16 protein-coding genes and 1 riboswitch are annotated in these 22614 nt (G+C 62.7%); of the genes, 10 read left to right on the top strand and 6 right to left on the bottom strand.

Features of this window, described 5'->3' with window-relative positions; translation table 11 throughout:
- Positions 1 to 135 precede the first annotated feature (135 nt).
- The gene (locus tag O3303_RS17685) at positions 136 to 1215 is read left to right on the top strand and encodes a lysylphosphatidylglycerol synthase transmembrane domain-containing protein (RefSeq protein WP_269559697.1); all 1080 of its coding nucleotides are present in this window, start codon (positions 136 to 138) and stop codon (positions 1213 to 1215) included.
- Between the two features lie 71 nt (positions 1216 to 1286).
- On the opposite strand, the gene O3303_RS17680 is transcribed toward O3303_RS17685, so the two are convergent.
- Positions 1287 to 3887: an erythromycin esterase family protein gene (locus tag O3303_RS17680; protein WP_269559696.1), complete on the bottom strand. Its 2601-nt coding sequence runs from the start codon at positions 3885 to 3887 to the stop codon at positions 1287 to 1289.
- A gap of 162 nt (positions 3888 to 4049) precedes the next feature.
- Positions 4050 to 4466 carry a lipocalin family protein gene (locus O3303_RS17675; RefSeq protein WP_269559695.1) on the bottom strand — a complete coding sequence of 139 codons (417 nt, stop codon included), beginning with the start codon at positions 4464 to 4466 and terminating at the stop codon, positions 4050 to 4052.
- A 233-nt stretch (positions 4467 to 4699) separates the two neighbouring features.
- On the opposite strand from O3303_RS17675, the gene O3303_RS17670 reads away from it, so the two are divergent.
- The 4 genes from O3303_RS17670 to O3303_RS17655 all read left to right on the top strand — a co-directional run bounded on the left by O3303_RS17670 (position 4700) and on the right by O3303_RS17655 (position 9784).
- Positions 4700 to 4981, top strand: a complete 282-nt coding sequence (locus O3303_RS17670; RefSeq protein ID WP_269559694.1) for a LysM peptidoglycan-binding domain-containing protein — start codon at positions 4700 to 4702, stop codon at positions 4979 to 4981.
- Between the two features lie 418 nt (positions 4982 to 5399).
- A riboswitch (SAM riboswitch) is annotated at positions 5400 to 5513 on the top strand.
- A 383-nt stretch (positions 5514 to 5896) separates the two neighbouring features.
- Positions 5897 to 7279, top strand: coding sequence for an O-acetylhomoserine aminocarboxypropyltransferase/cysteine synthase family protein (locus tag O3303_RS17665; RefSeq protein ID WP_269559693.1), 1383 nt, complete (start codon positions 5897 to 5899; stop codon positions 7277 to 7279).
- Between the two features lie 215 nt (positions 7280 to 7494).
- Positions 7495 to 8544 (top strand): homoserine O-acetyltransferase family protein, encoded by a 1050-nt coding sequence (locus O3303_RS17660; protein WP_269559692.1) that lies wholly within the window; start codon positions 7495 to 7497, stop codon positions 8542 to 8544.
- A complete protein-coding gene (locus O3303_RS17655) occupies positions 8534 to 9784 on the top strand; it encodes a homoserine dehydrogenase (RefSeq protein ID WP_269559691.1) in 1251 nt (416 codons plus the stop codon). The genes O3303_RS17660 and O3303_RS17655 overlap by 11 nt, the downstream gene beginning before the upstream one ends.
- A 72-nt stretch (positions 9785 to 9856) precedes the next feature.
- On the opposite strand, the gene O3303_RS17650 is transcribed toward O3303_RS17655, so the two are convergent.
- Positions 9857 to 11077, bottom strand: a complete 1221-nt coding sequence (locus tag O3303_RS17650) for a carboxylesterase family protein (RefSeq protein ID WP_269559690.1) — start codon at positions 11075 to 11077, stop codon at positions 9857 to 9859.
- Positions 11078 to 11244: 167 nt separating this feature from the next.
- On the opposite strand from O3303_RS17650, the gene O3303_RS17645 reads away from it, so the two are divergent.
- Together O3303_RS17645 and O3303_RS17640 are read left to right on the top strand one after the other, a co-directional pair.
- Complete coding sequence (locus O3303_RS17645) at positions 11245 to 12150, top strand: S66 peptidase family protein (RefSeq protein WP_269559689.1); 906 nt, start codon at positions 11245 to 11247, stop codon at positions 12148 to 12150.
- 18 nt (positions 12151 to 12168) lie between these two features.
- On the top strand, positions 12169 to 12690 hold the full coding sequence (locus O3303_RS17640; protein WP_269559688.1) for a GNAT family N-acetyltransferase: 522 nt from the start codon (positions 12169 to 12171) through the stop codon (positions 12688 to 12690).
- Between the two features lie 77 nt (positions 12691 to 12767).
- Here O3303_RS17640 and O3303_RS17635 read toward each other — a convergent pair whose 3' ends face one another.
- The 3 genes from O3303_RS17635 to O3303_RS17625 form a co-directional block, all read right to left on the bottom strand.
- Positions 12768 to 13787: a M28 family peptidase gene (locus O3303_RS17635; RefSeq protein ID WP_269559687.1), complete on the bottom strand. Its 1020-nt coding sequence runs from the start codon at positions 13785 to 13787 to the stop codon at positions 12768 to 12770.
- Positions 13788 to 13911: 124 nt separating this feature from the next.
- Positions 13912 to 15459 (bottom strand): cysteine--tRNA ligase, encoded by a 1548-nt coding sequence (gene cysS, locus O3303_RS17630; protein ID WP_269561929.1) that lies wholly within the window; start codon positions 15457 to 15459, stop codon positions 13912 to 13914.
- 156 nt (positions 15460 to 15615) lie between these two features.
- Positions 15616 to 16734 (bottom strand): endonuclease/exonuclease/phosphatase family protein, encoded by a 1119-nt coding sequence (locus tag O3303_RS17625; RefSeq protein ID WP_269559686.1) that lies wholly within the window; start codon positions 16732 to 16734, stop codon positions 15616 to 15618.
- 140 nt (positions 16735 to 16874) lie between these two features.
- Here O3303_RS17625 and O3303_RS17620 point away from each other — a divergent pair, with 140 nt between their 5' ends.
- The 3 genes from O3303_RS17620 (at position 16875) to nusA (ending at position 22552) form a co-directional block, all read left to right on the top strand.
- Positions 16875 to 20384, top strand: a complete 3510-nt coding sequence (locus tag O3303_RS17620) for a DUF7948 domain-containing protein (RefSeq protein WP_269559685.1) — start codon at positions 16875 to 16877, stop codon at positions 20382 to 20384.
- A gap of 300 nt (positions 20385 to 20684) precedes the next feature.
- Positions 20685 to 21155 carry a ribosome maturation factor RimP gene (rimP, locus tag O3303_RS17615; protein WP_269559684.1) on the top strand — a complete coding sequence of 157 codons (471 nt, stop codon included), beginning with the start codon at positions 20685 to 20687 and terminating at the stop codon, positions 21153 to 21155.
- Between the two features lie 101 nt (positions 21156 to 21256).
- A complete protein-coding gene (gene nusA, locus O3303_RS17610) occupies positions 21257 to 22552 on the top strand; it encodes a transcription termination factor NusA (protein ID WP_269559683.1) in 1296 nt (431 codons plus the stop codon).
- Positions 22553 to 22614: the final 62 nt, after the last annotated feature.

The following is a 22614-nucleotide window of genomic DNA, read 5'->3' as shown; positions in this document are numbered from 1 at the left end:
CACTGCACCATCAGCACGCGAGATTCCTCGCTCCGCTCGGAATGACGTTCTTTCTTCCATACCATACTTGTACCACTCCACCTCTCCCCTACCCAAATCCGTACCTTTACCCGACCCACCCGTTTTCCGTTTCCAATGCCCCAGCTAACCGAAACCTCAACCGAAGACCAGCAGTTGCTCGACAAGCTCCGCCCCTCGCGGATTGTGCTGCCTGTGCTCATCGGCTTGAGCGTGGTGGGCTTTATGTTCTGGCGCAGCTACAAGCCCGGCGACCTGGCCCCGCTGGCCAATGCCAAGCCGCTCTGGCTGCTGCTGATGCTGGTGGTGCTGGTGGCCCGCGACGCGGGTTACGTGTACCGCATCCGCTACCTCACGCAGAAAGTGCTGAGCTGGCGCGCTTCGCTGGATGTAATTATGCTCTGGGAATTTTCGTCGTGCGTGCTGCCCTCGGCGGTGGGCGGCACGGCGGTGGCCCCGGTGCTGCTGCACAAGGAGGGCATTCCGCTGGGCAAATCGGTAGCCTACATCATGGCCACGGCCATGCTCGACAACCTGTATTATGTACTGGCCGTGCCGCTGGTGGTGCTCATCGGGGGCGATGCACTGTACCCGCACGAGGCCCTGCAGGGCGGACTGGTGGCCACGCTGCGCATCGGGTTTATCCTGAGCTACGTGTTCGTGACGGTGTACGCGCTGCTGATGCTGTATGCCATTTTCATCAATCCGCAGTCGGTGAAGCGGCTGCTGGTGCGGCTGTTTACGGTGCGCGGCCTGCGCCGCTGGCGCAACAAGGCCTATAAGATGGGCAACGAAATGGTGCTGGCCTCGGCCGAGCTGCGCAACAACGGCCGCGCCTACTGGCTGCGCGCAGCCCTGAGCACGGCCTTCGTCTGGACGGCCCGCTACCTGGTTATCGGCTGCCTGATTGCGGCGTTTATTGATGTGAGCTGGCCGGAGTTCTGGCTGATTTTCGGCCGCAACCTCACCTACAAAGTTATCCTGCTGATTGCTATTACGCCCGGCGGCGCGGGCATTGCCGAGGGCGCGTTTCCTACGTTCTTTGGCAAGTTCATCGGCACCGCCACCATGACCAACTTCATGGTGCTCATCTACCGCGTCGTCACCTATTACCTCTACCTAGTGCTGGGGGCGGTGTTCCTGCCCCGCTGGGTGGCCCGCATCTACGGTAAGCGGATCACAGATGGTACAGATTGAAGGATGCCGCAGATTTGCGTTCTGACTGAAGCCGAAATCTGCGGCATCCCAGCATCTGCACTATCTGTGATTTATTTAGTGGCCTCCAGCGTCGGGGCCGGCTCGGCGGGCAGGGGGCGCTGGTAGGTTTGCCAGAACTCGGGGCGGTAGGGCACTTTGGCCAGTTGCCAAATACCGGTGCCGTGTAGCTCCGGGTGGGCCTTGACATCGGGGATTTCGGCGGCTGGCACCACGGTGGGCGGCGTGTAGTACAAGTCGCAGGTTTTCTGGTTGTAGAAAGGCTTGCGGCCCAGTACGTGCCCCACTTCCACCGACTGGGCTACACTGGTAGCCGCGTAGTAACGGCCCTTGCTGCTCTGCTGATACGTAACTACATGTGTAGTGCGGTGGTCCTGATATACGGCAGGAAAGTAGTTGCGAATGCTGCTCCTGGTGCCGTAGTATTTGTGCGCTATGGCGTTTACTTCTGCCGTATCGTGCTGCCAGAGGCTTTCGTAGCGCACTACCGCGTAGTCCTGCTGCCGCACGTAGAGTTTACCCGAATAGCCGCTCACGAATCCATGTCCGGTAGCACGCTGACTGGCCCGCTTTGCAGCGAAGCGTAGCACGTAGTACGTTTCTCCGCCTCGCTGCTCAATACTGTCCAGCCGTAGGAGGAATTTACCCATGGTCGCGTTTTTGAACAACGGAGAAACGCGTACCGGATCAAATCCGCCGGAAAAACCGTAGCCTGGCTCCATGTAGATACGACCGTCCTCTTTTCCGGCTATTAGCCGCTTTTCCTGTACGCGTACTATGGGTTGTTTTTCCAGACTCAGAAAGCCCCCCGCCCAGTGCTGGTAGCCGGCGGGCGTCCACTCTTGGCCGGTATACTCCGTTTCGTGGCTCAAAGTGTCATATCCCATAATACGGCGGTGCGTGTATAGCTGCTGAGTATAGTCCCGCTGCTCGTAGTTGGCTTCGATGGCCTTAATCACCTTTTTCATGATGCGCTTCGGGTCCTGCGACTGGGCACTCACCCGCACGTCGGCCAGGGCGAAGGCGGCCGGCACCAGACTCACGCTCAGCGCGGCCTCGCTCTGGGTGGCAGCCAGCGTAGCTGGCTCATAACCGATGCTGCTGATCTGCACCAGCTCGCCCCGGCGCGCTTCCAGCCGAAACCGGCCCTGGGCATCGGTCACGGTGCCGGCGCTGCGGGCGGGCACGGCCACCGTGGCAAAAGGCACCGGCTGGCTCGTTTTGCGGTCGAGCACTGCGCCGCTAAGCGTGAAAGCCGCGCCGGTTTTGGCTGCTATAGCCCGCTGGGATGGATTGGGGGAGTTGACCGGCGGATTGGGTAGCGGGGAGCTGGCCGTGGAGGCCGAGTCGTTTTCGGACCGGCCGGCTACTGGCTGCGCGCCGTGGGGCGGGTTCACTGATTTCAGGAACAGGAAGCCATCTACCACCTCGCGCCAAGGGCCGGTCATGGGGCGGTAACTGAAGGCGTAGGTAGTCAGGCTCCGGCCCGGGGCGTCGTGCTTCAGGCTCACGAAGCTGTATTCCGCCCCTTGCGCCAGCAACTCGGCTTCCAGCGTGCCCAGTGCGGGCGTGGGCACCGGCAGGTACTTTCCCCAGGAGCCGAAGCCGTGGGTGCCGCCGCCGGCCAGCGTGCCCAGCAAGTACACAGCCTCCGCGCCCAACCCAGCTTTCACGGCCTGCCCCATCGGGCGGAAGCCGTTGGTTTCCGCGTTCTTCAGCGCTGCCACTTTGTTGGCCAAATGGGGCAGGGCGCCCCAGCAAATTATTTTTTCCTGCGGATGCTGACGCGCGTACCAGAGCAGATTATCGGCCATTTGCGCGTCGCGGGGGTTGCTGGTGGTGGGCGTCCACTCCGTGGAGTCTTTCACGCCGGGGTCGTTGGTGGTGTAGTCGTGGGCCATGGCCTGGAGGCTGCGCAGATTTTGGAGCCAGAAGGCGGCCCGCTCCCGACGCCGGGCATCGGGGCCAACGGCCACTTTTTCGAGCACCTTGCGGGCCTTGTTAACCTGCAGATTGAACAAGCCAATCTGGTGGGAAGGCGGGAACAGGTAAAGCTCGCCCATGGTGCTAATGCACTCATCCAGGTAATCGTAGGCGATGCCGTCAGCGCCTTTCTCCGGCTTGAGGAAGACTTCCAGCTCTTCCAGCAACTCATCCTGATAAGCCCCGCTCAACTGGTAGTCGAACCCAGCTACCTTCAGCTTGCCTGGCCCCAGCAGCGGCAGCAATTCCCGAAACTCGCGGGTACTCGTCCACACGCCAAAAACGCTGTTGTCAATTGCCTCGGCCGCCGGCGTGCCTTTCTGCAACTCCCGCTGGGCTCGGTCCAGCTCGTAAAAGCCACTTTCGAAGGCCACCGTGGTAAAGCCCATACGCTCCTGCAGAAAGCGCATGAGCCGGATTTTGGCTTCGAACACGTTGCCTTCCCCGTGGGTCGGCTCGCCCAGCATCACCACCCGCGCCCCACCAATTTCCTGACGCAGAAACTCCAGGTCCGGGAAGTCGGTGTCGGTGGGGCTGATGCTGCGTATGGGATGGGTGGGCAGTGAGGCGGCAGCCGCACTTTGAACGGTAGCCGGGGCCATCTGGGCCCGCAGCGGGCCGGCCGCGAAGGCCAGCAGGCCACTCAGGGCTAGCATTTTTATAAAGGACATAGCAAAACACCTTGATTGTATCGGGTGGCAAGCTAAGCAGCTCGTGTATTAATGCTTACTACAGTACCATCACCCGCCTGAACGCACAACAAAAAAGCCCTTCCGCATAGTGCGGAAGGGCTTTTCAACTATTTAAACTGCTACTGTGGGTACGCAGCAGGACTACTCTTTCTCGAGACGCAGCTCAGCGCCAGCGTCGCTTTTCAGCGTGAGCTTGTCATCGGTGAGCGTTACTACGTTGAACGAGTTGCTTTGGGCAGCACCGTCGGGCGTCATGGTAATGGTTTTGCCGGCTTGGTCGAAGGTGTACTTGCCATTCACAGCACCCGCGGGCGAGGTCATGTTGTACTTACCGTCAGCGAAGAACGTGATCCGCTCGTCTTCCTGCATGTCGGTTTGCTTCACTTTGTCGCCGGCAGCGCTCAGTTCTTTGTCGGTTTTCCAGATTTTGCTCTGGGTGCCGTAGAGCATATTTACACCTTCTACTTTGCCTTCTTTGCTGCCGCACGAAGCAGCAAACAGCGAAACGAGCATCAAGAGGCTGGCCAGGTAGCGGAACGGATGGGAGAGAGTTTTCATGGGATACCGTGAATTGGTTGAGAGATGGAAAGCGTGTCTGCACCGGCCAGACAGTCTGGCCAACAGCGGGAAAACCCCAGTGTTGCGCTTCTTACGGTAGGTTGCGGCAAGATGTTTAAAGCAGGTATATATGGCTCAATAACTTATTGTCGATCTTGGCGTAAGAAGCCAGACGACAGGCTTCCGGGCTGAAAGTCGGCTCTTCTCCCACTCTTCCAAACCAACGCACGACTATGGGACTCTTTGATTTTCTCTCGAACGAAGGCGAAAAAAAGCCCGTTGAACCTGTTAAGCCCGCTACCACCGGCGGTGCTACCGATTTCTTCGGCAACGCCAACCAGGCGGCCGGCGACACCTACACGGTAGTAAGCGGCGATTCACTTTCCAAAATTGCCCGCAACCACTACGGCGACGGCACCAAATGGAAGCAGATCTACGAAGCCAACAAGGCCATCATCGGCTCTGACCCCGACAAGATCGAAATCGGCCAGGTACTGACCCTGCCAAAAGAATAGCCGTTTCCATTTCAAGGAAATGTACTAAAAGCCGCCTTGCAAAGGGCGGCTTTTTTTGTGTCTTTTCCTGGCGCTTTGGACACTAGCTAAGCTGGTTTCGCCCCCGAAAACCGGCTGGCCGCCGGCGGCATTTTCAGCCACCACCACTGCTGCAGCGGCAGTAGTCGGGGCCTTTCCGGTGCCTTACAGAAGCCGGCACATCCGATTAGCCGAATAAACTATCAATCATATAAATCAAAATATCAGATATATACACACAATTTTCACTACAGACACAGCCATCCAGAGTGCGCAGACGGCGTTTTTTCGCTCGCGCCAAAAAAAATAACGGGCGACTATTGCAGATATCAAAACTGCGCCTATACCTTTGCAACACCAACCCGGTACTCCCCCGCTCGCGGCGGGGTAGTTTTCATAGGATTTATACAGAAGTGGCGAGAGAATAGGCTCCCCGACCCACTGGCAACCTTCGACCGCGCGAAAGGTGCCAATTCCTACCCGACCAGCCATCCGGCGGCGGGGCATATAACCTCGGAGTACCATGGAAAACACCCTCGCTTTCGCCCCCCAGTATCCCACCGCTCCGGCCACCTTCGGGTCTGCCGCTTCGCCGTGGGGTTTCCGTGTTTCTGCGGTTGCCGCTCTGGCTGCCGGCCGAATGCGAATGCGCGGCTGTTGCGGCGCGTGTTGTTGCTGTTGCTAGCCTGAGTCCGGCTACGCAGCGCCCCTCCCCCCTCCTCCACACCTGACCGGTACCGGCCTGCTACGGCCCCCGGCCCCTCCTTTGCCTCAACCTGGCCTGTTCCGTGCGCGGTTCGGCTGGTTCGGCAGAGGCCTCTGCTACGCTTCGGCGCGGCATTTCAGCGGTCTACGCTCCCCTTTCCCATACCAAACGCCTTCCAAACCAGCCCTGCCATGTCCACGCAGAACCTCCACTTCGAGACCCTTCAGCTCCACGCCGGCCAGCAGCCCGACCCTGTTACCGGTTCGCGCGCCGTGCCCATTCACCAGACCACCAGCTACGTGTTCAAGAACGCCGAGCACGGGGCCAACCTGTTTGCCCTGAAGGAGTTCGGCAACATCTACACCCGTCTGATGAACCCGACCACCGACGTGTTTGAGCAGCGCGTGGCGGCCCTGGAAGGCGGCGTGGCGGCCCTGGCAGTATCGTCGGGGCAGGCGGCGCAGTTCATTGCCCTCAACAACATTCTGCAGGCCGGCGACAACTTTTTGAGCACCAAGCACCTGTACGGCGGCACCTACAACCAGTTCAAGGTGGCCTTCAAGCGGTTGGGCATTGAGGCGCGCTTCGCCGACGGCGACCAGCCGGCCACGTTTGAGGGCCTGATTGACGAGAAGACCAAGGCTATTTACTTGGAAACCATCGGCAACCCCAGCTTCAGCATTCCGGATTTTGAGGCCATTGCCGCCATTGCCCGCAAGCACGACCTGCCGCTCATCGTGGACAACACCTTTGGGGCAGGCGGCTACCTGTTCCGGCCGCTGGAGCACGGCGCCAGCATCGTGGTGGAATCGGCTACCAAGTGGATTGGCGGCCACGGCACCAGCGTGGGCGGCGTGATTGTGGACGGCGGCACCTACGACTTCGGCAACGGCAAATTTCCGCAATTTACGGAGCCTTCCGACGGCTACCACGGCCTGGTGTTCAACGACGTATTTGGCAAGAATGGCCCGTTCGGCAACATTGCCTTCATCATCCGGGCCCGGGTGGAAGGGCTGCGCGACTTCGGCCCCTCGCAGAGCCCGTTCAACTCCTTTTTGCTGCTGCAGGGCCTCGAAACGCTGAGTTTGCGGGTGGAGCGCACCGTGGAAAACGCGCTACGCGTGGCTACCTGGCTGGAGCAGCATCCGCAGGTGGAAGCCGTGAACTACCCCGGCCTGCCCAGCAGCCCCTACCACAAGCTGGCCCAGAAATACCTGAAACGCGGCTACGGCGGCGTGCTCACCTTCGCCATCAAAGGCAGCAAGGAAACCGCCACCCAGTTCATCGACAACCTGAAGCTGGTGAGCCACCTGGCCAACGTCGGCGACGCCAAAACGCTCATCATCCAGCCCTCGGCCACCACGCACCAGCAGCTTTCCGACGAGGAGCAGCGCGCCGCCGGCGTATTGCCCACGCTGCTGCGCCTGTCGGTGGGCATTGAGCACTTTGACGACATTCGGGCCGATTTGCAGCAGGCCTTCGATGCCGTGCGCAACGCCGCCACGCCGGACGCCACAGAAACTACGCTGCTGCCCGAGCCGCAGCCCGAACATGCCGCACCGCTGGAGGTGTAAGTGAGAGTGGGGTTATGGGCGGGCTGTTTTGAGAGGGCAGCCCGCCCCGCCTCCCGCCTTGCGGCACGCGGGCAGGGCATCGGTTTTTTTGTGAGAGAGGAAACCGATGGCCTGTGCCCGCCCATGGCCGGGGCTGGGCCGGCACTGCCGGCTCAGCCTGCGGGCTATGGATATTTTCAAGGCCCCGGTGGCCGATTCGCACCGCTAATCATACTATGAGTTCTACCATTTCCTCCGACGAGCCGCACGTGTTCCGGTTGCCCCGGCCGCTGCGGCTGGAAAACGGGGCGCTGCTGCCGCAGGTGGAAGTAGCCTACCAGACCTACGGCCGCCTCAACGCCGCGCGCGACAACGTGGTGTGGGTATGCCACGCCCTCACGGCCAACGCCAACGTGCTCGACTGGTGGCCCGGCCTGTTCGGGGCCGGCTGCCACTTCGACCCGGCCGACTGGTTTGTGGTGTGCGCCAACGTGGTGGGCTCCTGCTACGGCAGCACCGGCCCCGTGGCGCCGCCCAATTCCACGGCGGAGTCGCTGTACCACGCGTTTCCGCTGCTGACCGTGCGCGACCTGGTGGCGGTGCATGAGGCGCTGCGCGAGCACCTGGCTTTGCGCCAGATCAATACGCTGATTGGAGGCTCGCTGGGCGGGCAGCAGGCCGTGGAGTGGGCCGTGCAGCAGCCTACGCTGTTTGAAAATCTGGTGCTGATTGCCACCAACGCCCGTCATTCGGCCTGGGGCATTGCCTTCAACGAGGCGCAGCGGCTGGCCATCTTCGCCGACCCGACGTACGCGGCGGCCACGCCCGAAGGCGGCGCGGCCGGCCTGCGGGCCGCCCGCGCCATGGCCCTGCTCAGCTACCGCAGCTACGATGCCTACCAGCGCAGCCAGACTGAACCCACCGACGACGCGCTGGACGGCTTCCGGGCCAGCTCCTACCAGCGCTACCAGGGCGACAAGCTGGTGGCCCGCTTCAACGCTTACTCCTACGTAGCCCTGAGCCGCACCATGGACTCGCACCACGTGGGGCGGGGCCGCAGCGGGGTGCGGGAGGCGCTGGGCCGCATCCGGGCCCGCACCCTCGTGGTGGGCATCACCTCCGATGTGCTGTTTCCGCCCACCGAGCAGCAGCTTTTGGCCCAGCACATCCAGGGGGCCATGTATGCCGAAATGGACTCCCAGTACGGCCACGATGGCTTTCTGCTGGAAACCACCCAGCTCACGCATTTTCTCGAACGATTTTCCGTCCAGACCTATGTCCATTAATTCTGCTCCCGCCCCTGCCCCGCTTCGTATTGGCCTGATCGGGTTCGGCTGCGTGGGCCAGGGCCTCTACGACATCCTGCAGCAACAGCCCGAATCGGGCTTCGAAATTGCCCGCATTGCCGTCAAGAGCACCACCAAAGCCCGCACGCTGCCGCTGGACCGGTTCGATTTTCAGGCCGACGACCTGCTGCAGGATGCTTCGCTGGATGTGCTGGTAGAGGTGATTGACGACGCCGACGAGGCTTTTCGGCTGGTGCGCGAAGCCTTACGCCAGGGCCGCCGCGTGGTCACGGCCAACAAGGCCATGCTGGCCCGCCACCTGCAGGAGCTGGTGCAGCTGCAGCAGCAAACCGGCGGCACGCTGCTCTACGAAGCAGCTGTGTGCGGCAGCATCCCCATCATTCGCACCCTCGATGCCTACTTCGGGGCCGAGCCACTGCGCAGCGTGACCGGCATCCTCAACGGCTCCTCAAACTACGTGCTGACCCGCATGGGCGAGCAGGGCGCCGACTACGCGCCGGCCTTGGACGAGGCCCAGCAGAAAGGCTTCGCTGAAACCGACCCCGCGCTGGACATGGGCGCCTTCGACCCACGCTCCAAAACCGTGATTCTGGCCGCCCACGCCTACGGCACGTTCCTGCAGCCCGATGAGGTGTTGAACCTGGGTATCGAGAGCATCAGCGCCGTGGATATTGCGTTTGCCGCCACGCTGGGCCGCAAAATAAAGGTGGTGGCCGGCTTGCAGCGCCTGCCCGACGGCCGCGTAACGGCCCTGGTGACGCCGCTGCTGGTGGCGCCCGAGTCGCCGCTCTACGCCGTCGACCATGAATTCAATGGCGTGGTGATTGAGGCCGATTTCGCCGGCGAGCAGTTTCTGCGGGGCCGCGGGGCCGGTGGGCACCCCACTGGCTCGGCCGTGCTGGCCGACCTAGCCGCCATCCGCCAAGGCTACGCCTACCAATACCCGAAGCTGCACGCCGCGCCACTCACCTACGCCACCGACCTGGAGCTGGAAATCTACCTGCGCACCGATGAGGACCGGCTGATTGACGCGCTGGACTTCACCGAAATATCGGAGGAAGCCGACGAGGACGGCTACGTGGTGGGCTACGTGGCCCTGGCCAACCTGCTGCGCCTCCGCGACAAGCTGCGCGAATACGGAGCCTTCGTGGTGCGCACCGGCCAGGTGCGGCCCCTCTCCTCCCCGGTTGCAGCCCGGGAGTTTGAGGATGCCCTGTAGAACAGTCTTTACAGCAAAATGCCCCGCCGACGGCTTGTCGGCGGGGCATTTTGCTGTAATGGAATTGCCTATCTACTCAAACACCACTCGCACGTCGGCCAACTGCTCGGCGCGCACTATATAGGTGCCGGCGGGCAGGTTCTCGCGTAGCAGCAACTGGTCGGGCTGCTGCCAGCGAAAGCGGCGCACCACGCGGCCGGTGAGGTCGAGGAGCTGCGCTTGCTGGGGCCGGAACGCTACGCCGCGCGGTACGGCCAGCCGGATTTCAGTGGTGGCGGGCACCGGGTAGGCCTGGGTGCCGACTTTACCGGTGGCCCTGGCGGCGCTCAGCACCGTGCCGGGCTGACGCAGCAGCGGGCGCAGAAAGTCGCGGATGGTTCGGAAGGTGGTATCGGCGTAGGCCAGGCCGGCGGCGCTGGTGCTCTCGAAGGGAATGTGGCCGGCGCCGCGCAGGGTGCGCAGCGTGTTGGGGATGCCCACGGCGGTGGCGCGGGGATTGAGCCGTCCGCTGCCTACCACATACTTGGGCGGCAAGCCGCCCCCGACGCGGCCCTGCGCGTAGGGCACTACCGCATCGGCAGTGCCGTGCACGCTGCAGAGCGGCGCGTTGCCGGGTTCCAGATAATTCACGCTTTCGGTGGCGCCGCTCAGGTTGAGCACGGCCAGCGCGGCGCTGCTGTAGCCGGGGTTGCCACTGCTGCCTTCGATGCCGCCCAGCGTCGCCAGCCCCACGTAGGCCGGTACTTCGCTGTCTTTATCAAGATAGCCGACCTGCAGGGCCGCAAACGCGCCGGCCGACGAGCCGCCGACCACGATGTAGCGCGGGTTGACGCGGTAGGTGCGGGTGGTAGCGGCGTCGCGGCGGAAGAAGCGCACGGCGGCACGCAGATCCTGCATGCCCCGGATGGAGGCCCGGGCCACGTTTACGGTATCAAACGGGAAGAAACCGAGACGGTATTCGATGCTGGCCGTGACGTAGCCGAGCCGGGCAAAGCGGGTGCAGACCGCCACCATATACGGGTCGGTGCGCGAGCCTACCAGAAAGCCGCCTTGGTGCGCGAAGATGATAACTGGCCGCCGGCTCACGGTGTCGCCGGTGGGCTGGTAGATGTCCATGAGCAACGTTTGGGTGGTGCCGGCGAAGTTGGGCGCCGACCCATAGGTGACGTTGCTGCTGACCGTGACATTCTGAAAGACGGGCTGGTAGTAGCGGCCCCGCGTGGTGTCAATCTGGGCAGAAGCAGCCGTGAGCAAACCCAGGCAGGCTAGCAGCAGCAGTACGATTTTCTTCATGGCGAGCAGCGTTAGACGGTGGCGCGAAAGAGTTTCCGCAGTTGATATACAAGCAATTGGAGCGGCCCAGACAACCTACGTACAGCTCCGCAATCCTCGTTGTCAGGACGAGGAAAACCGGGGCAGGGTTCCGTAAGTTTGCGGCTGCCCCTACCATCGGCCCGCTTATGCCTACTACTGCCCCTCCTTTCCTGCGCCCCCACGACCAGGTAGCCATTGTTTGCCCCGCCCGCTCGGCCTCGCACCAGGAACTGGCTGCCGCCGTGGCCGTGCTGGAAAGCTGGCAGCTGCGCGTGGTGCTGGGCGAGAGCACCAACAGCACCCACCACCAGTTCGGCGGCGACGACGGCCTGCGCCGCCGCGACTTTCAGCAACAGCTCGACAACCCCGAAATACGCGCCATCCTGAGCGCCCGCGGCGGCTACGGCACCACCCGCATCATCGACCAGATCGACTTTTCCAGCTTCGCCAAAAACCCCAAATGGGTGGCCGGCTTCTCCGACATCACCACCCTCAACTGCCACCTGCTGGCGCTGGGCCACCAGAGCATCCACGGCGTGATGCCGCTGCTGTTTGAGCAATCCGGCGGCGAGGAGTCGCTGGAAAGTTTGCGGCGGGCGCTGTTTGGGGAGCAGGTACGCTACGAGGTGGCGCCGCATTCACTCAACCGCTTCGGCACGGCCACCGGCGAGCTGGTGGGCGGCAATCTGAGTTTGCTCCAGACCCTCACCGGCACCCGCTCCGATGTGGCCACGGCCGGCCGCATCCTGTTCCTGGAAGACATCGATGAATACCTGTATGCCATCGACCGGATGATGGTGCACCTTGACCGCACCGGCAAGCTGCAGAACCTGTCCGGCCTGCTCGTGGGGCACTTCACCAACCCCCAGGATAACACCATCCCCTACGGCCAGACGCCCAACGAAATCATCCAGCACTACGCCGCCAAGCACGATTTTCCGGTGGCGCACGGCTTTCCCGTCGGCCACGAGCCCCAGAACATGGCCCTGATCTGCGGCCGCCCGGCCCGCCTCACGGTAGATGCGGCCGGCGCCCGACTGGCGTATGTGTAACCCATAATCCCAAGGCCGATGTCCGTCACCATTCAACTTGTTAAGGCCACGGAATTTGTGGCCTTCGCCGGCGGCCTGGCCGAGCTACTCCGCGACGCGGTTGATTCAGGTGCTTCAGTAGGCTTCCTGCCACCGCTGGCCGCTACGGAGGCCCGGGAGTTCTGGGCGGGCGTGGAGCAAAACGTAGCCGCGGGCACTACGCTACTGTTATTTGCCACAGATGGGGATTGGGTGGTGGGCACCGTGCAGCTGGTGCTGGCTACCAAGCCCAACGGCCTACACCGCGCCGAAGTGGCCAAGCTGCTGGTACATTCCCAATTCCAGCGCCGCGGCATCGGCCGGCAGCTGATGCTGGCCGTGGAAGAGTTGGCCCGTCAGCACCAGCGCAGCACGCTGGTGCTGGACACGCTGCAAGGCGCGGGCTCCGAGCAACTCTACCAACAGCTCGGCTACGTGGCCGTGGGTGCCATTCCGCAGTTCGCCCGCGTGGCCGGCGGCGCGCTGGAGGCCACGGTGGTGTATTACAAACTGCTGAATTGAGCTGTAGCTATACGCGTAATAAAAGAGCCCCTGCTTGAATAAGCAGGGGCTCTTTTATTACGCGTATTAACCAACGCTTACTCGCCGTACACCGTCTGCAGCACGGTCTGGCCCACGGCCTTGAGCGTGCGTTTGTCAATGACGCTCATGTTGTCGTCGGTGGTGTGGTGGTAGGGCTGGAACTGGCCGGTGGGCAGGTAGTCGATGATGTCGATGGTGCGGATGCCGGCCTGGTTGGTGAAGGCGTGGTCGTCGGTGATGCCGGGCGAATCCTGGAACAGGAAGTAATCGGAGTAGCCGATTTGGGCGGCCAGGTTCCAGACCTTGTTTACCACATCGTTGGCGTTGTCGCGGGAAATTCCTTCGCGGGTGAACTTGGCATTTTTGGCGCCCACCATGTCCATCAGAATCCCGAATTCCGGCTTGTAGTTACCAGGAATCAGGTTTTTACTCCAGTACTGCGAGCCCAGGCACCAGCTGGAACCGCCAGAAGTTTCCTGGCTGGCCAGCTGGTTGGTCAGCTCACCCTGAGTACTGGAATCGTAGCCGTAGTCTTCGGAGTCGAAGAGGATGAAGTCGATGCCGACGGCGGGCGTGAGGCTGTCGGGCTGAGCGGCCAGCACGCGGGCCATTTCCAGGGCCACGCCCACGCCGCTGGCGCCGTCGGAGGCGCCGTCGAGCGGCGCGTTTTTGCGCTTGGTGTCCTTATCGGCAAACGGGCGGGTGTCCCAGTGCGTGAAGACGGCCACGCGGCGCGCGGCCTGCGGCTGAAACTGCGCGATGATGTTGCGCGACTTCAGCATTTTACCATCAAAGGCCATGGCCACAAACGGCTGCTCGCGCACCGTCAGACCCAGCGCCTTGAATTTGTTTATCACCCAGTCACCGGTATTCACGTGAGCCGCCGTGTTGGGCACCCGAGGCCCGAAAGCCACCTGCTTGGCCACGTAGGCGTAGGCCGAGTCGGCGTTGAAGGACGGCGCGGCCGCCAGCTTAGTGGGTGCTTCCACCTCGGTGGTAGCGGGCTTTTTATCGGGGCAGCCGGTGAGTAGCAGCAGCGCGGCCAGAGCAGCCGGCGCAAGGCGGAAGAGTTTCATTGTGTGGGAGAGGCTAAAGAACGTCATGCAGAGCGGAGCGAAGCATCTCGCCTGCTGACATTGGATTACTGATTCGGAGTCAGCAGGCGAGATGCTTCGGCTGCGCCTCTGCATGACGGGCTGTTTACTCTTCGCTGTAAGCCCAGTCGATGCCGGCTTTGGTGTCCTTCACCACGATGCCCTGCGTTTTAAGGGCCGCCCGGATCTGGTCCACTTTGTCGTAGGCCTTGGTGGCTTTGGCTTCCTGGTAGAACTCCAGCGTGAGGCTGAGCAGGTCTTCGGCGCTGGCGCGGGGCTCGTCTACCAGGCCCAGCACGTCGGCCACCAGCGTCTGGTAGGTGTCCGTGGCTTCTTGGAGTGCCGCCGCGCTGACCGTGGCGAGCGTGCCCGGGTTGGCGTGGAAGCCGTTGAGCTTGCGCAACAGGTTAAACAGGCTGGCAATGGCGCGGGCCGTGTTCAGGTCGTCGTTCAGGCCCACGAAGCAGTCCTGCATCAGCTTGCGCAGCTCGGCGTCGGCGGTGGTGGTGTCGGGCGTTTTGCCTTCTGCCACGGGCGCCACTGTGCGGGCCTTGATAACGTCCGATGACAGGCTGGCTTCGCGCAGCTTATCCAGCAAGCGCAGGCCGTTCATCAGCTTGCGGTAGCCTTTGCGGGCCGCTTGCAGGCCTTCGTCGGTGATATCCACGGTGCTGCGGTAGTGGGCCTGCAGCAGGAAGAATCGCACCGTCATGGGCGAGTAGGCCTGCGCCAGCGTGGCGTTGGTGCCTTCAAACAGCTCCGAAATGGTGATGAAGTTGCCGAGCGACTTGCTCATCTTGGCGCCGTTCACCGTAATCATGTTGTTGTGCATCCACACCTGCGCTTCGTTGGTGGGGTGGTTGCAGGCCTGGCTCTGGGCTATTTCGCACTCGTGGTGCGGAAACATCAGGTCCAGCCCGCCGCCGTGGATGTCGAACTCGGCGCCGAGGTACTTACGGCTCATGGCCGAGCACTCCAGGTGCCAGCCCGGAAAACCGTCGCTCCAGGGCGAAGACCAACGCATAAGGTGGCGCTCATCAGCGCGTTTCCAGAGGGCAAAATCCAGCGGACTGCGCTTCTCCTCCTGGCCGGCGAGGTTGTCGCGCGTGCCGGCCAGCAGCTCCTCTACCACGCGGTTGGAGAGCTTGCCGTAGTTGCGGCCGGCGGCGTTGTAGGCGGGCACATCGAAGTACACCGAGCCGTTGGATTCGTAGCCGAAACCGTTGTCGATGATCTGCTGCACCATCTCAATCTGCTCGATGATGTGGCCGCTGGCGCGGGGCGTGATGTCGGGCGGCAGGCATCCTAGGGCCGTCATGTGGGTCTGGTAGAGGTTGGCGAACTGCTCGGCCACCTGCATAGGCTCCAGCTGCTGGGCGCGGGCGCGCTTGCTGATCTTGTCTTCGCCCTCGTCGGCGTCGCCTTCGAGGTGGCCCACATCGGTGATGTTGCGCACGTAGCGCACCGTATAGCCCAGGTGGCGCAGGTAGCGCGTCAGCACATCAAACACCACCGGGCCGCGGGCATTGCCCACGTGCGCCTCGCTATACACGGTCGGGCCGCAGAGGTACACACCCACGAAGGGCGCGTGCAGGGGTTCGAACGGGGCTTTGCGGCGGGTGAGCGTATTATAAAGCGAGAGTGGGTGCTGCATAGCCGCAAAGGTAATCAGGTTGATGAGGTGATGAAGTGGCAGATAGAACGTCATTCCGAGTGCAGCGAGGAATCTCGCGTGCTGACGCTGCAAGACTATTGATTACCCCGCCAGCGAGATTCCTCGCTGCACTCGGAATGACGTTCCATCCGGTCTTTACTTCCGCAATCGATACGTTGCCAGCGTGGGAAAGTGGTCGGAATACGGAATTTCGTAGTGCACCCAGAAGTCGTCGACCTGCCACTGGGGGCCGGCAAACTGGTTGTCGATGCGCACGAAGGGCAGGCGGCCGTTGTAGGTGGCGCCCACGCCGTTGCCCACGGTGGCCCAGGCATTCTGGAAACGGTCGGCCAGCTGGTCGTAGCTGTAGCTGTAGGGCAGGTCGTTGAGGTCGGCGCAGAGCAGCAGCGGGTAAGGGCTGCGCTCGAAGCGCTGCACCAGCGTATCTACCTGCCAGCTGCGGGCCACCAGACCGCGCTTGAAACGGCGCATCAGCCCCAGCCCTTTTTTCTTCAGCCCCGACTTGCTGGAGTAGCTGTCCACGATGTCCTGCTCGTCCATGCTCATGCTCTGCAGATGGAAGTTGAACACCCGGATGGTGTCGCCGGAAGGCAGGCGCAGGTCGGCCCACATGGCGTGGTTCTGGCTGAGCTTGCCGAACTGCACGGTGCCGCGCCGCAGCATGGGGTAGCGCGAGAAGATGGCCATGCCGAACTCGGAGCCGGCCCCGTTGGTGAGGGTTTTGGACAGGAACGCCTGCCGCCCGCTCTGCTGCCCGATACGCTCCACGGCGTTGAACACGTTCTTTTCGCGGCTCGTGGACGTGCGCGGCTCGTTGTAGAACTCCTGCAGGCACACGATTTCGGCGGGGCTGTCGGCCAGCCACTGAATCATTTTTTTCGAAGAGGTCAGGTCTTTGTCGCGCAACTGCGGATACACGTTGAAGATGCGCACGTTGGCGCTGAGCACACGCACCCGGGGGCCGGACGTGCTGTCGGCGGCCAGCGGAGCCAGACGCAGCGGGTGCACCGCCAGCCCGCGCTGAAAGTGCGGCCACGTGAGCACGGCTATTCCGATAGGCAACGCCGCCACCCGCCAGTTGCGCAGCACCCAGTAGAAGGCGGCTACCAGGTTGAGGGCCAGCGCCACGGGCAGCGTGAGAGCCCCGAAAGCCGCCGGCCAGAAGGTGTAGGCCGGTATCTGCACGCAGGCAATGGCCGCGAGCAGCCAGCCAATCAGGAGCAGGGTGCAGGTGAAAGCAAACGAACGACGCACGGCAGAAGCAACCCGGCTGGGCAGCCGGCGGTGAGGCTGCAAAGGTAAGCGGAACCCAACTAGGCTCCGGGCCCGATTCTTGCGCACGTTTCGGGCCTTGGTTTTCGTTGTACTTTTAGTTTCTGCTTTACTGCTACGCTATGCTCCTTTCTACATTTCGGGTTCTCACATTCAGCGCCTTACTGGCGGCGCTGCCGGCGCCGGCTATGGCGGCCCGCCACCCGCAGGCCGTCCCCACCGAGAAGGCCTCGCTGGAATTTATCGAGAACAAAGGCCAGTGGGACGCCGCCGCCCGCTACGGCGCACAGCTGCCCGGCGGCCAACTGTTCCTCGGGCCGGCCGGCTTCACCTACAGCTTCCTCGACCCCGCCGCCCTGCGCCGCCACACCCACCACGGCGCCGAAACCGAAACCCTGCCCCCGGCCGCCGACCAAGAGCTGCGCGGCCACGCCTACTCGGTTTCGTTTGAGGGTGCCAACCCCGCCCCCGAGTTGGCCGGCGAAGAGGGCACCGCCGCGCCCTACAACTATTTCCAGGGTACTGATGCTCATCACTGGGCCAGCAACGCCCGCGGCTTTCGGCGGGTGCGCTACCAGAACCTGTACCCCGGCATTGGGGCGGTGGTCTACGAAAACACGGAGCAGCAGCTGGAATACGACTTTCTGGTGGCTCCCAACAGCAAGCCCGCCGCCATCCGGCTCCGCTACACTGGCCTCGACAAGCTCAGCCTCAGTCCCGACGGCAGCCTGCTGGTGCAAACGTCTATTGGCCACGTAACCGAGCAGGCCCCCAAAGCCTGGCAAACCGATGCCCGCGGCCAGCGCGTGGCCGTGCCGTGCGCCTTCGTGCTGCAGGGCACTACCGTGAGCTTCCGGCTGGGCCAGTACGACCGCCGCCGCCCGCTCATCATCGACCCGACCGTTATCTTCTCGTCGTTCACCGGCTCCACGGCCGACAACTGGGGCTTCACGGCCACCTACGACGCGCAGGGCAACATGTACTCGGGCGGCGTGGTGTTTGCGGCCGGCTACCCGGCCTCTGTCGGCGCATTCCGCACCACGTTCAGCGGCGTGGCCGATGTGGGCATCATCAAGTACAACACCGCCGTCAACGGCCCGGCCTCGCGGCTCTACGCCACCTACCTCGGCGGCAGCGCCCTCGATGCTCCGCATAGCATGGTGGTGAACCCGCAGGGCGAGCTGGTGGTGCTGGGTACCACCGGCTCCGGCAACTTCCCGGTTTCGGCCGGCTGCTACGACAACACCCACAACGGCGGCCCTTCAGTTTCGCCCAGCAATATGAACTCCGCTGCTTATGCCAGCGGCGTCGATCTGTTCGTGGCCAAGTTTTCGGCCAACGGCAGCACCCTCACCGGCAGCACCTTCCTCGGCGGCTCGGGCACCGATGGGTACCTGCCCGGCGAGCGGCTCGGCAATTCCCCGGTGGTGAACTACGGCGACCCGTACCGCGGCGACGTGACGGTGGACGGCGCCGGCAACGTGTACCTGGCCTCGGTCACGAACAGCGCCAACTTCCCGGCCGGCGCCGGCTTCCGCCCCACCTACCAGGGCGGCACCTCCGACGGCATCGTGGCCAAACTCTCGCCCGATCTACGCACGCTCGTGTGGGCCACCTACTTGGGCGGCAACTCCGCCGACGCAGCCTACTCCCTGCAGGTGGATGCTACGCGTGGGGTATACGTGGCCGGCGGCACCACCAGCCCCAACTTCCCGGTTACGCCCGGCGCCTACCTCTCCACCTTTCAGGGAGTGGTTGATGGCTTCGTGACCCACCTGAGCAGCACTGGCACGGCGCTGCTGCAAAGCAGCTTTGTGGGTACCTCCGCCTACGACCAGGCGTTTTTCGTGGAGCTCGATGCGGCCGGCAACGCCTACCTGCTGGGCCAGACCCAAGGCAACCTGCCCATCACGCCGGGGCTCTATGGCGTGGCCAATGGCCGCCAGTTCATTCAGAAGCTCAACCCTACCCTTTCCGGCAGCCTCTACAGCACCCGTTTCGGCAGCGGCCGCACCCTCTTCCCCGACATTTCGCTCACGGCCTTTCTGGTGGATGACTGCGAGCGAATCTACATCAGCGGCTGGGGCGGCACCGTAAATGACCAGAGCGGCTCCACTGGCAGCGGCACCACGTTTCTGCCGGTCACGCCCAACGCCATCCAAGCCACCACCGATGGCTCCGACTTCTACCTGGCCCAGTTCCGCCCCGGCCTGACGGCCCTGGAGTACGCCACCTTCTACGGTGAGCGGGGCGGCCGCAGCGGCGAGCATGTGGACGGCGGCACCTCACGCTTCGACAAGAAAGGCGTGGTATATCAGGCCGTGTGCGGCGGCTGCGGCGGCTCGTCGGCCTTTCCGGTGCCGCCGGGCGCCAACACCTACTCCAGCACCAACCGCAGCCTCAACTGCAACAACGCGGCCTTCAAAATCGACTTCGGCATCATCACCGCCGACCCCGGCCCAAGCCGCTACGTGTGCGTGGGCAGCGCGCCCATCACGCTGGGTGGCAGCCCCGCCGGCGGCACCTGGACCGGCCCCGGCGTCACGGCCCTGCCCGGCGGCGGCTACCAGTTCACGCCCACTCCGGCGCGGCTGGGCGTCAATACACTCACCTACTCGGTGGCCTCTACCGGTACCTGCGTCAGCACCCGCCCGCTGCGCGTCACGGTCACGCCGGAGCGGCCCGTGACAGTGGCCCCGCTGCCGCCCCGCTGCGTCAACTCAGGCAGTGTGGCCCTCACGGCCACGCCGCTGGGCGGCACGTTCAGCGGGCCGGGCGTGTCGGGTAGCATCTTCAACCCCACGGTGGCCGGCATTGGCACCCACACCATCCGCTACGCCATTTCCGACACGCTGGGATGCGGCGTGGGCACCCAAACAGTGGTTGTAAGCGTGGTGCCGGAAGTGCGCGCCGGCCGCGACACTACGCTGTGCGCCGACCAGATGGCTCCTTTCCAGCTGCGGGGCATGAACCCAGCCGGTGGCACCTGGAGCGGTACTGGCGTCACGCCTGGCGGCCTATTCACGCCGCCCAACACCAACAACCGCGGCGGCATCTTCCCACTGCGCTACACTTACTCGCAGAACGGCTGCGAAAACGTAGCCGTCCGGACGATGCTGCTGGCCCCCACGTCCTCGGCCAATGCGCCCCTCAACCTGCCCGTGTGCTCGGCCTCGCCGCGCTACGCCGGCCTGGCGCCCTTCAACTGCGAGTTTGAGCCCGCCCTGGCCGGTGGCACCTACGACTGGGACTTCGGCGACGGTTCACCGCACGGCACCACCGCCAACCCGACGCACCTCTACGAACAGCCCGGCACCTACACCGTCCGGCTCACGGCGCGCTATTCCAACTGCGTGGTCGAAACGGCCTTCTCGCCGCTGGAAGTCGGCGAGATGAAGGTCCCGAACATCATCACCCCCAACCGAGACTCGCTCAACGACACGTTCAAGCCGCTGTTCAGCTGCAAGCCCACCCGCCTGCAGATTTTCAACCGCTGGGGCACGCTGGTCTATGAAATCCAGGACTACCACAACAACTGGGGCGGCGAGAACCTGCCCGAAGGCACCTACTACTACCTGCTGCGCGACACCGACAACCGCCGCGCCAAGGGCTGGGTGGAAATCACGCGGTGAGGTGACAGGTGACAAAGGCAGAACGTCATTCCGAGCAGAGCGAGGAATCTCGCCAGCGTGGTAACTCGGGTCGTCCTAACGTCATCACGCGAGGCTCCTCGTCCCTGGCTCCATGCGCCACATGCTCGGAATGACGTTCCTGCCATCTCCTCCTCACCTCATTACCGCCTCACCTCATCACCCCATCACCTGCCACCTACTTGCTTTCGGCGGTTTATCCTAGTATATTTGCGCAGTATTCTGATTGTGAAGAGGGGACGTAGCGTCCCCTCTTTCTTTTATCACCCGGTTCAACACCCGATGAATTTCGATCAACACCGCATCGACGAGATGCTCCAGGATAGCCTTACTGGTTTCGACCTGTTTGTGGTAGACTTGAGCGTATCAGACGCCATCCGGCCCAAAATCACCGTCACCCTCGATAGTGAGCAGGGCCTGGGCATCAATGAGTGCGCCACGGTGAGCCGCCGGCTTGCCCACCGCATCGATGAAGCCTACGGCGAAGATGCTACCTACTCGCTGGAAGTCACCTCCCCCGGTGCCGACCAGCCCCTCACCGACCCGCGCCAGTACACCCGGCACGTGGGCCGCACCTTCAGCCTGAAGCTGGCCGACGGCACCGAGAAAACCGGTACCCTGGAAGCCATCGAAGCCGAGGGGCTGCAGGTGGCTGAGGTGATTAAGGAGAAAAGCAAAACCAAAACGCTGCCCGCCATGCTGGTACCGTTTGCCAGCATCACGGAAGCGCGGATCGTCATTTCGTTTAAATAACACGGACTTAATAGCTTACCAGACCAGCAGTTGTCTTTTTTCGTAAGCGAAAGCCAGCCGCCTTTTCTGCAGCAATTCAACAATTCAACAGTTTAAATCAGATGAACAGCAACGTCCTGATTGAATCGTTTGCCGAATTCGCCCGGAGCAAAAACATCGACCGTCCCACGATGATGAGCATCCTCGAAGACGTGTTCCGGACCATGATTCGCAAAAAGTACACCGATGACGCCAACTTCGACGTCATCCTCAACGTGGACAAGGGCGACCTGGAAATCTACCGCAACCGTGAGATTGTAGACGATGACTCGGAGGATATCTGGGACCACGACAAAATTCCGCTGGCCGAAGCGCAGAAAATCGAGCCCGACTTCGAGGTAGGCGAGCAGGTAACGGAAGAGGTGAAGCTGGAGGATTTCGGTCGCCGCGCCGTGCTCATGGCCCGCCAGACGCTGATTCAGCGCGTGAAGGACCTGGAGCGCGACCACCTCTACCAGACTTACAAAGACCAGGTCGGCGAAATCATCGCCGGCGAAGTCTATCAGGTATGGAGCCGCGAGGCCCTCATTCTCGACAAAGACGAAAACGAGCTGGTGCTGCCCAAAGGCGAGCAGATTCCGAAGGACCGTTACCGCAAGGGCGACTCCGTACGGGCTGTAGTGCACAAGGTGGAAATCATCAATGGCACGCCCAAAATCATTCTGTCGCGCGCGGCCCCGGCTTTCCTGGAGCGGTTGTTCGAGCAGGAAGTGCCCGAGATTTTTGATGGCCTCATCACCATCAAGAACATTGTGCGCGAGCCCGGCGAGCGGGCCAAAGTAGCCGTAGAAAGCTACGATGACCGCATCGACCCGGTAGGTGCCTGCGTGGGCATGAAAGGCTCCCGGATTCACGCCGTAGTGCGTGAGCTGGAAAACGAGAACATCGACGTCATCAACTACACCGACAACCTGGAGCTCTACATTGCGCGGGCTCTGTCGCCGGCAAAGCTCACGTCGATGAAGATAAACGAACAAACCGGCCGGGTTTCGGTGTTCCTGAAACCAGACCAGGTTTCCCTGGCCATCGGCCGGGGCGGCGCCAACATCAAACTGGCCTCGCGGCTGGTGGGCATGGAAATCGACGTATTCCGGGATGCCGGTGACTACGAAGAGGACATTGCCCTCGACGAATTCTCGGACGAGCTGGAAGCCTGGATCATTGACGAGCTCAAGAAGATTGGCCTCGACACCGGGCGCGCCGTATTGGCCGTAAGTAAAGAAGACATCGTGCGCCGCACGGAGCTGGAAGAAGAAACTGTAGAAGACGTTTTCCGCGTCATCCGCAACGAATTTGAAGGCGAAGAAGAAAGCACCGACGAAGCAGAAACCTCCACTGCCAGCGACACCGCGCAATGAGCGCGCGGGCTTCGGCCCGGCAAAGGCGTTAAATCGGGCCAGCCGGCTCGCTTTAGCACCGT

Origin of the sequence: Hymenobacter canadensis, assembly GCF_027359925.1 — a bacterium.
GTDB lineage: Bacteria > Bacteroidota > Bacteroidia > Cytophagales > Hymenobacteraceae > Hymenobacter > Hymenobacter canadensis.
Note: the sequence above shows the minus strand (reverse complement) of the source record. Positions and strands in the feature narration are given on the sequence as shown.

What these genes read in the sequence shown, in the direction of transcription:
- O3303_RS17685 (WP_269559697.1), top strand. Translation starts at nt 136, where the DNA reads ATGCCCCAGCTAACCGAAACCTCAACCGAAGACCAGCAGTTGCTCGAC.
- O3303_RS17680 (WP_269559696.1), bottom strand. Translation starts at nt 3,887, where the DNA reads ATGTCCTTTATAAAAATGCTAGCCCTGAGTGGCCTGCTGGCCTTCGCG.
- O3303_RS17675 (WP_269559695.1), bottom strand. Translation starts at nt 4,466, where the DNA reads ATGAAAACTCTCTCCCATCCGTTCCGCTACCTGGCCAGCCTCTTGATG.
- O3303_RS17670 (WP_269559694.1), top strand. Translation starts at nt 4,700, where the DNA reads ATGGGACTCTTTGATTTTCTCTCGAACGAAGGCGAAAAAAAGCCCGTT.
- O3303_RS17665 (WP_269559693.1), top strand. Translation starts at nt 5,897, where the DNA reads ATGTCCACGCAGAACCTCCACTTCGAGACCCTTCAGCTCCACGCCGGC.
- O3303_RS17660 (WP_269559692.1), top strand. Translation starts at nt 7,495, where the DNA reads ATGAGTTCTACCATTTCCTCCGACGAGCCGCACGTGTTCCGGTTGCCC.
- O3303_RS17655 (WP_269559691.1), top strand. Translation starts at nt 8,534, where the DNA reads ATGTCCATTAATTCTGCTCCCGCCCCTGCCCCGCTTCGTATTGGCCTG.
- O3303_RS17650 (WP_269559690.1), bottom strand. Translation starts at nt 11,077, where the DNA reads ATGAAGAAAATCGTACTGCTGCTGCTAGCCTGCCTGGGTTTGCTCACG.
- O3303_RS17645 (WP_269559689.1), top strand. Translation starts at nt 11,245, where the DNA reads ATGCCTACTACTGCCCCTCCTTTCCTGCGCCCCCACGACCAGGTAGCC.
- O3303_RS17640 (WP_269559688.1), top strand. Translation starts at nt 12,169, where the DNA reads ATGTCCGTCACCATTCAACTTGTTAAGGCCACGGAATTTGTGGCCTTC.
- O3303_RS17635 (WP_269559687.1), bottom strand. Translation starts at nt 13,787, where the DNA reads ATGAAACTCTTCCGCCTTGCGCCGGCTGCTCTGGCCGCGCTGCTGCTA.
- cysS (WP_269561929.1), bottom strand. Translation starts at nt 15,459, where the DNA reads ATGCAGCACCCACTCTCGCTTTATAATACGCTCACCCGCCGCAAAGCC.
- O3303_RS17620 (WP_269559685.1), top strand. Translation starts at nt 16,875, where the DNA reads ATGCTCCTTTCTACATTTCGGGTTCTCACATTCAGCGCCTTACTGGCG.
- rimP (WP_269559684.1), top strand. Translation starts at nt 20,685, where the DNA reads ATGAATTTCGATCAACACCGCATCGACGAGATGCTCCAGGATAGCCTT.
- nusA (WP_269559683.1), top strand. Translation starts at nt 21,257, where the DNA reads ATGAACAGCAACGTCCTGATTGAATCGTTTGCCGAATTCGCCCGGAGC.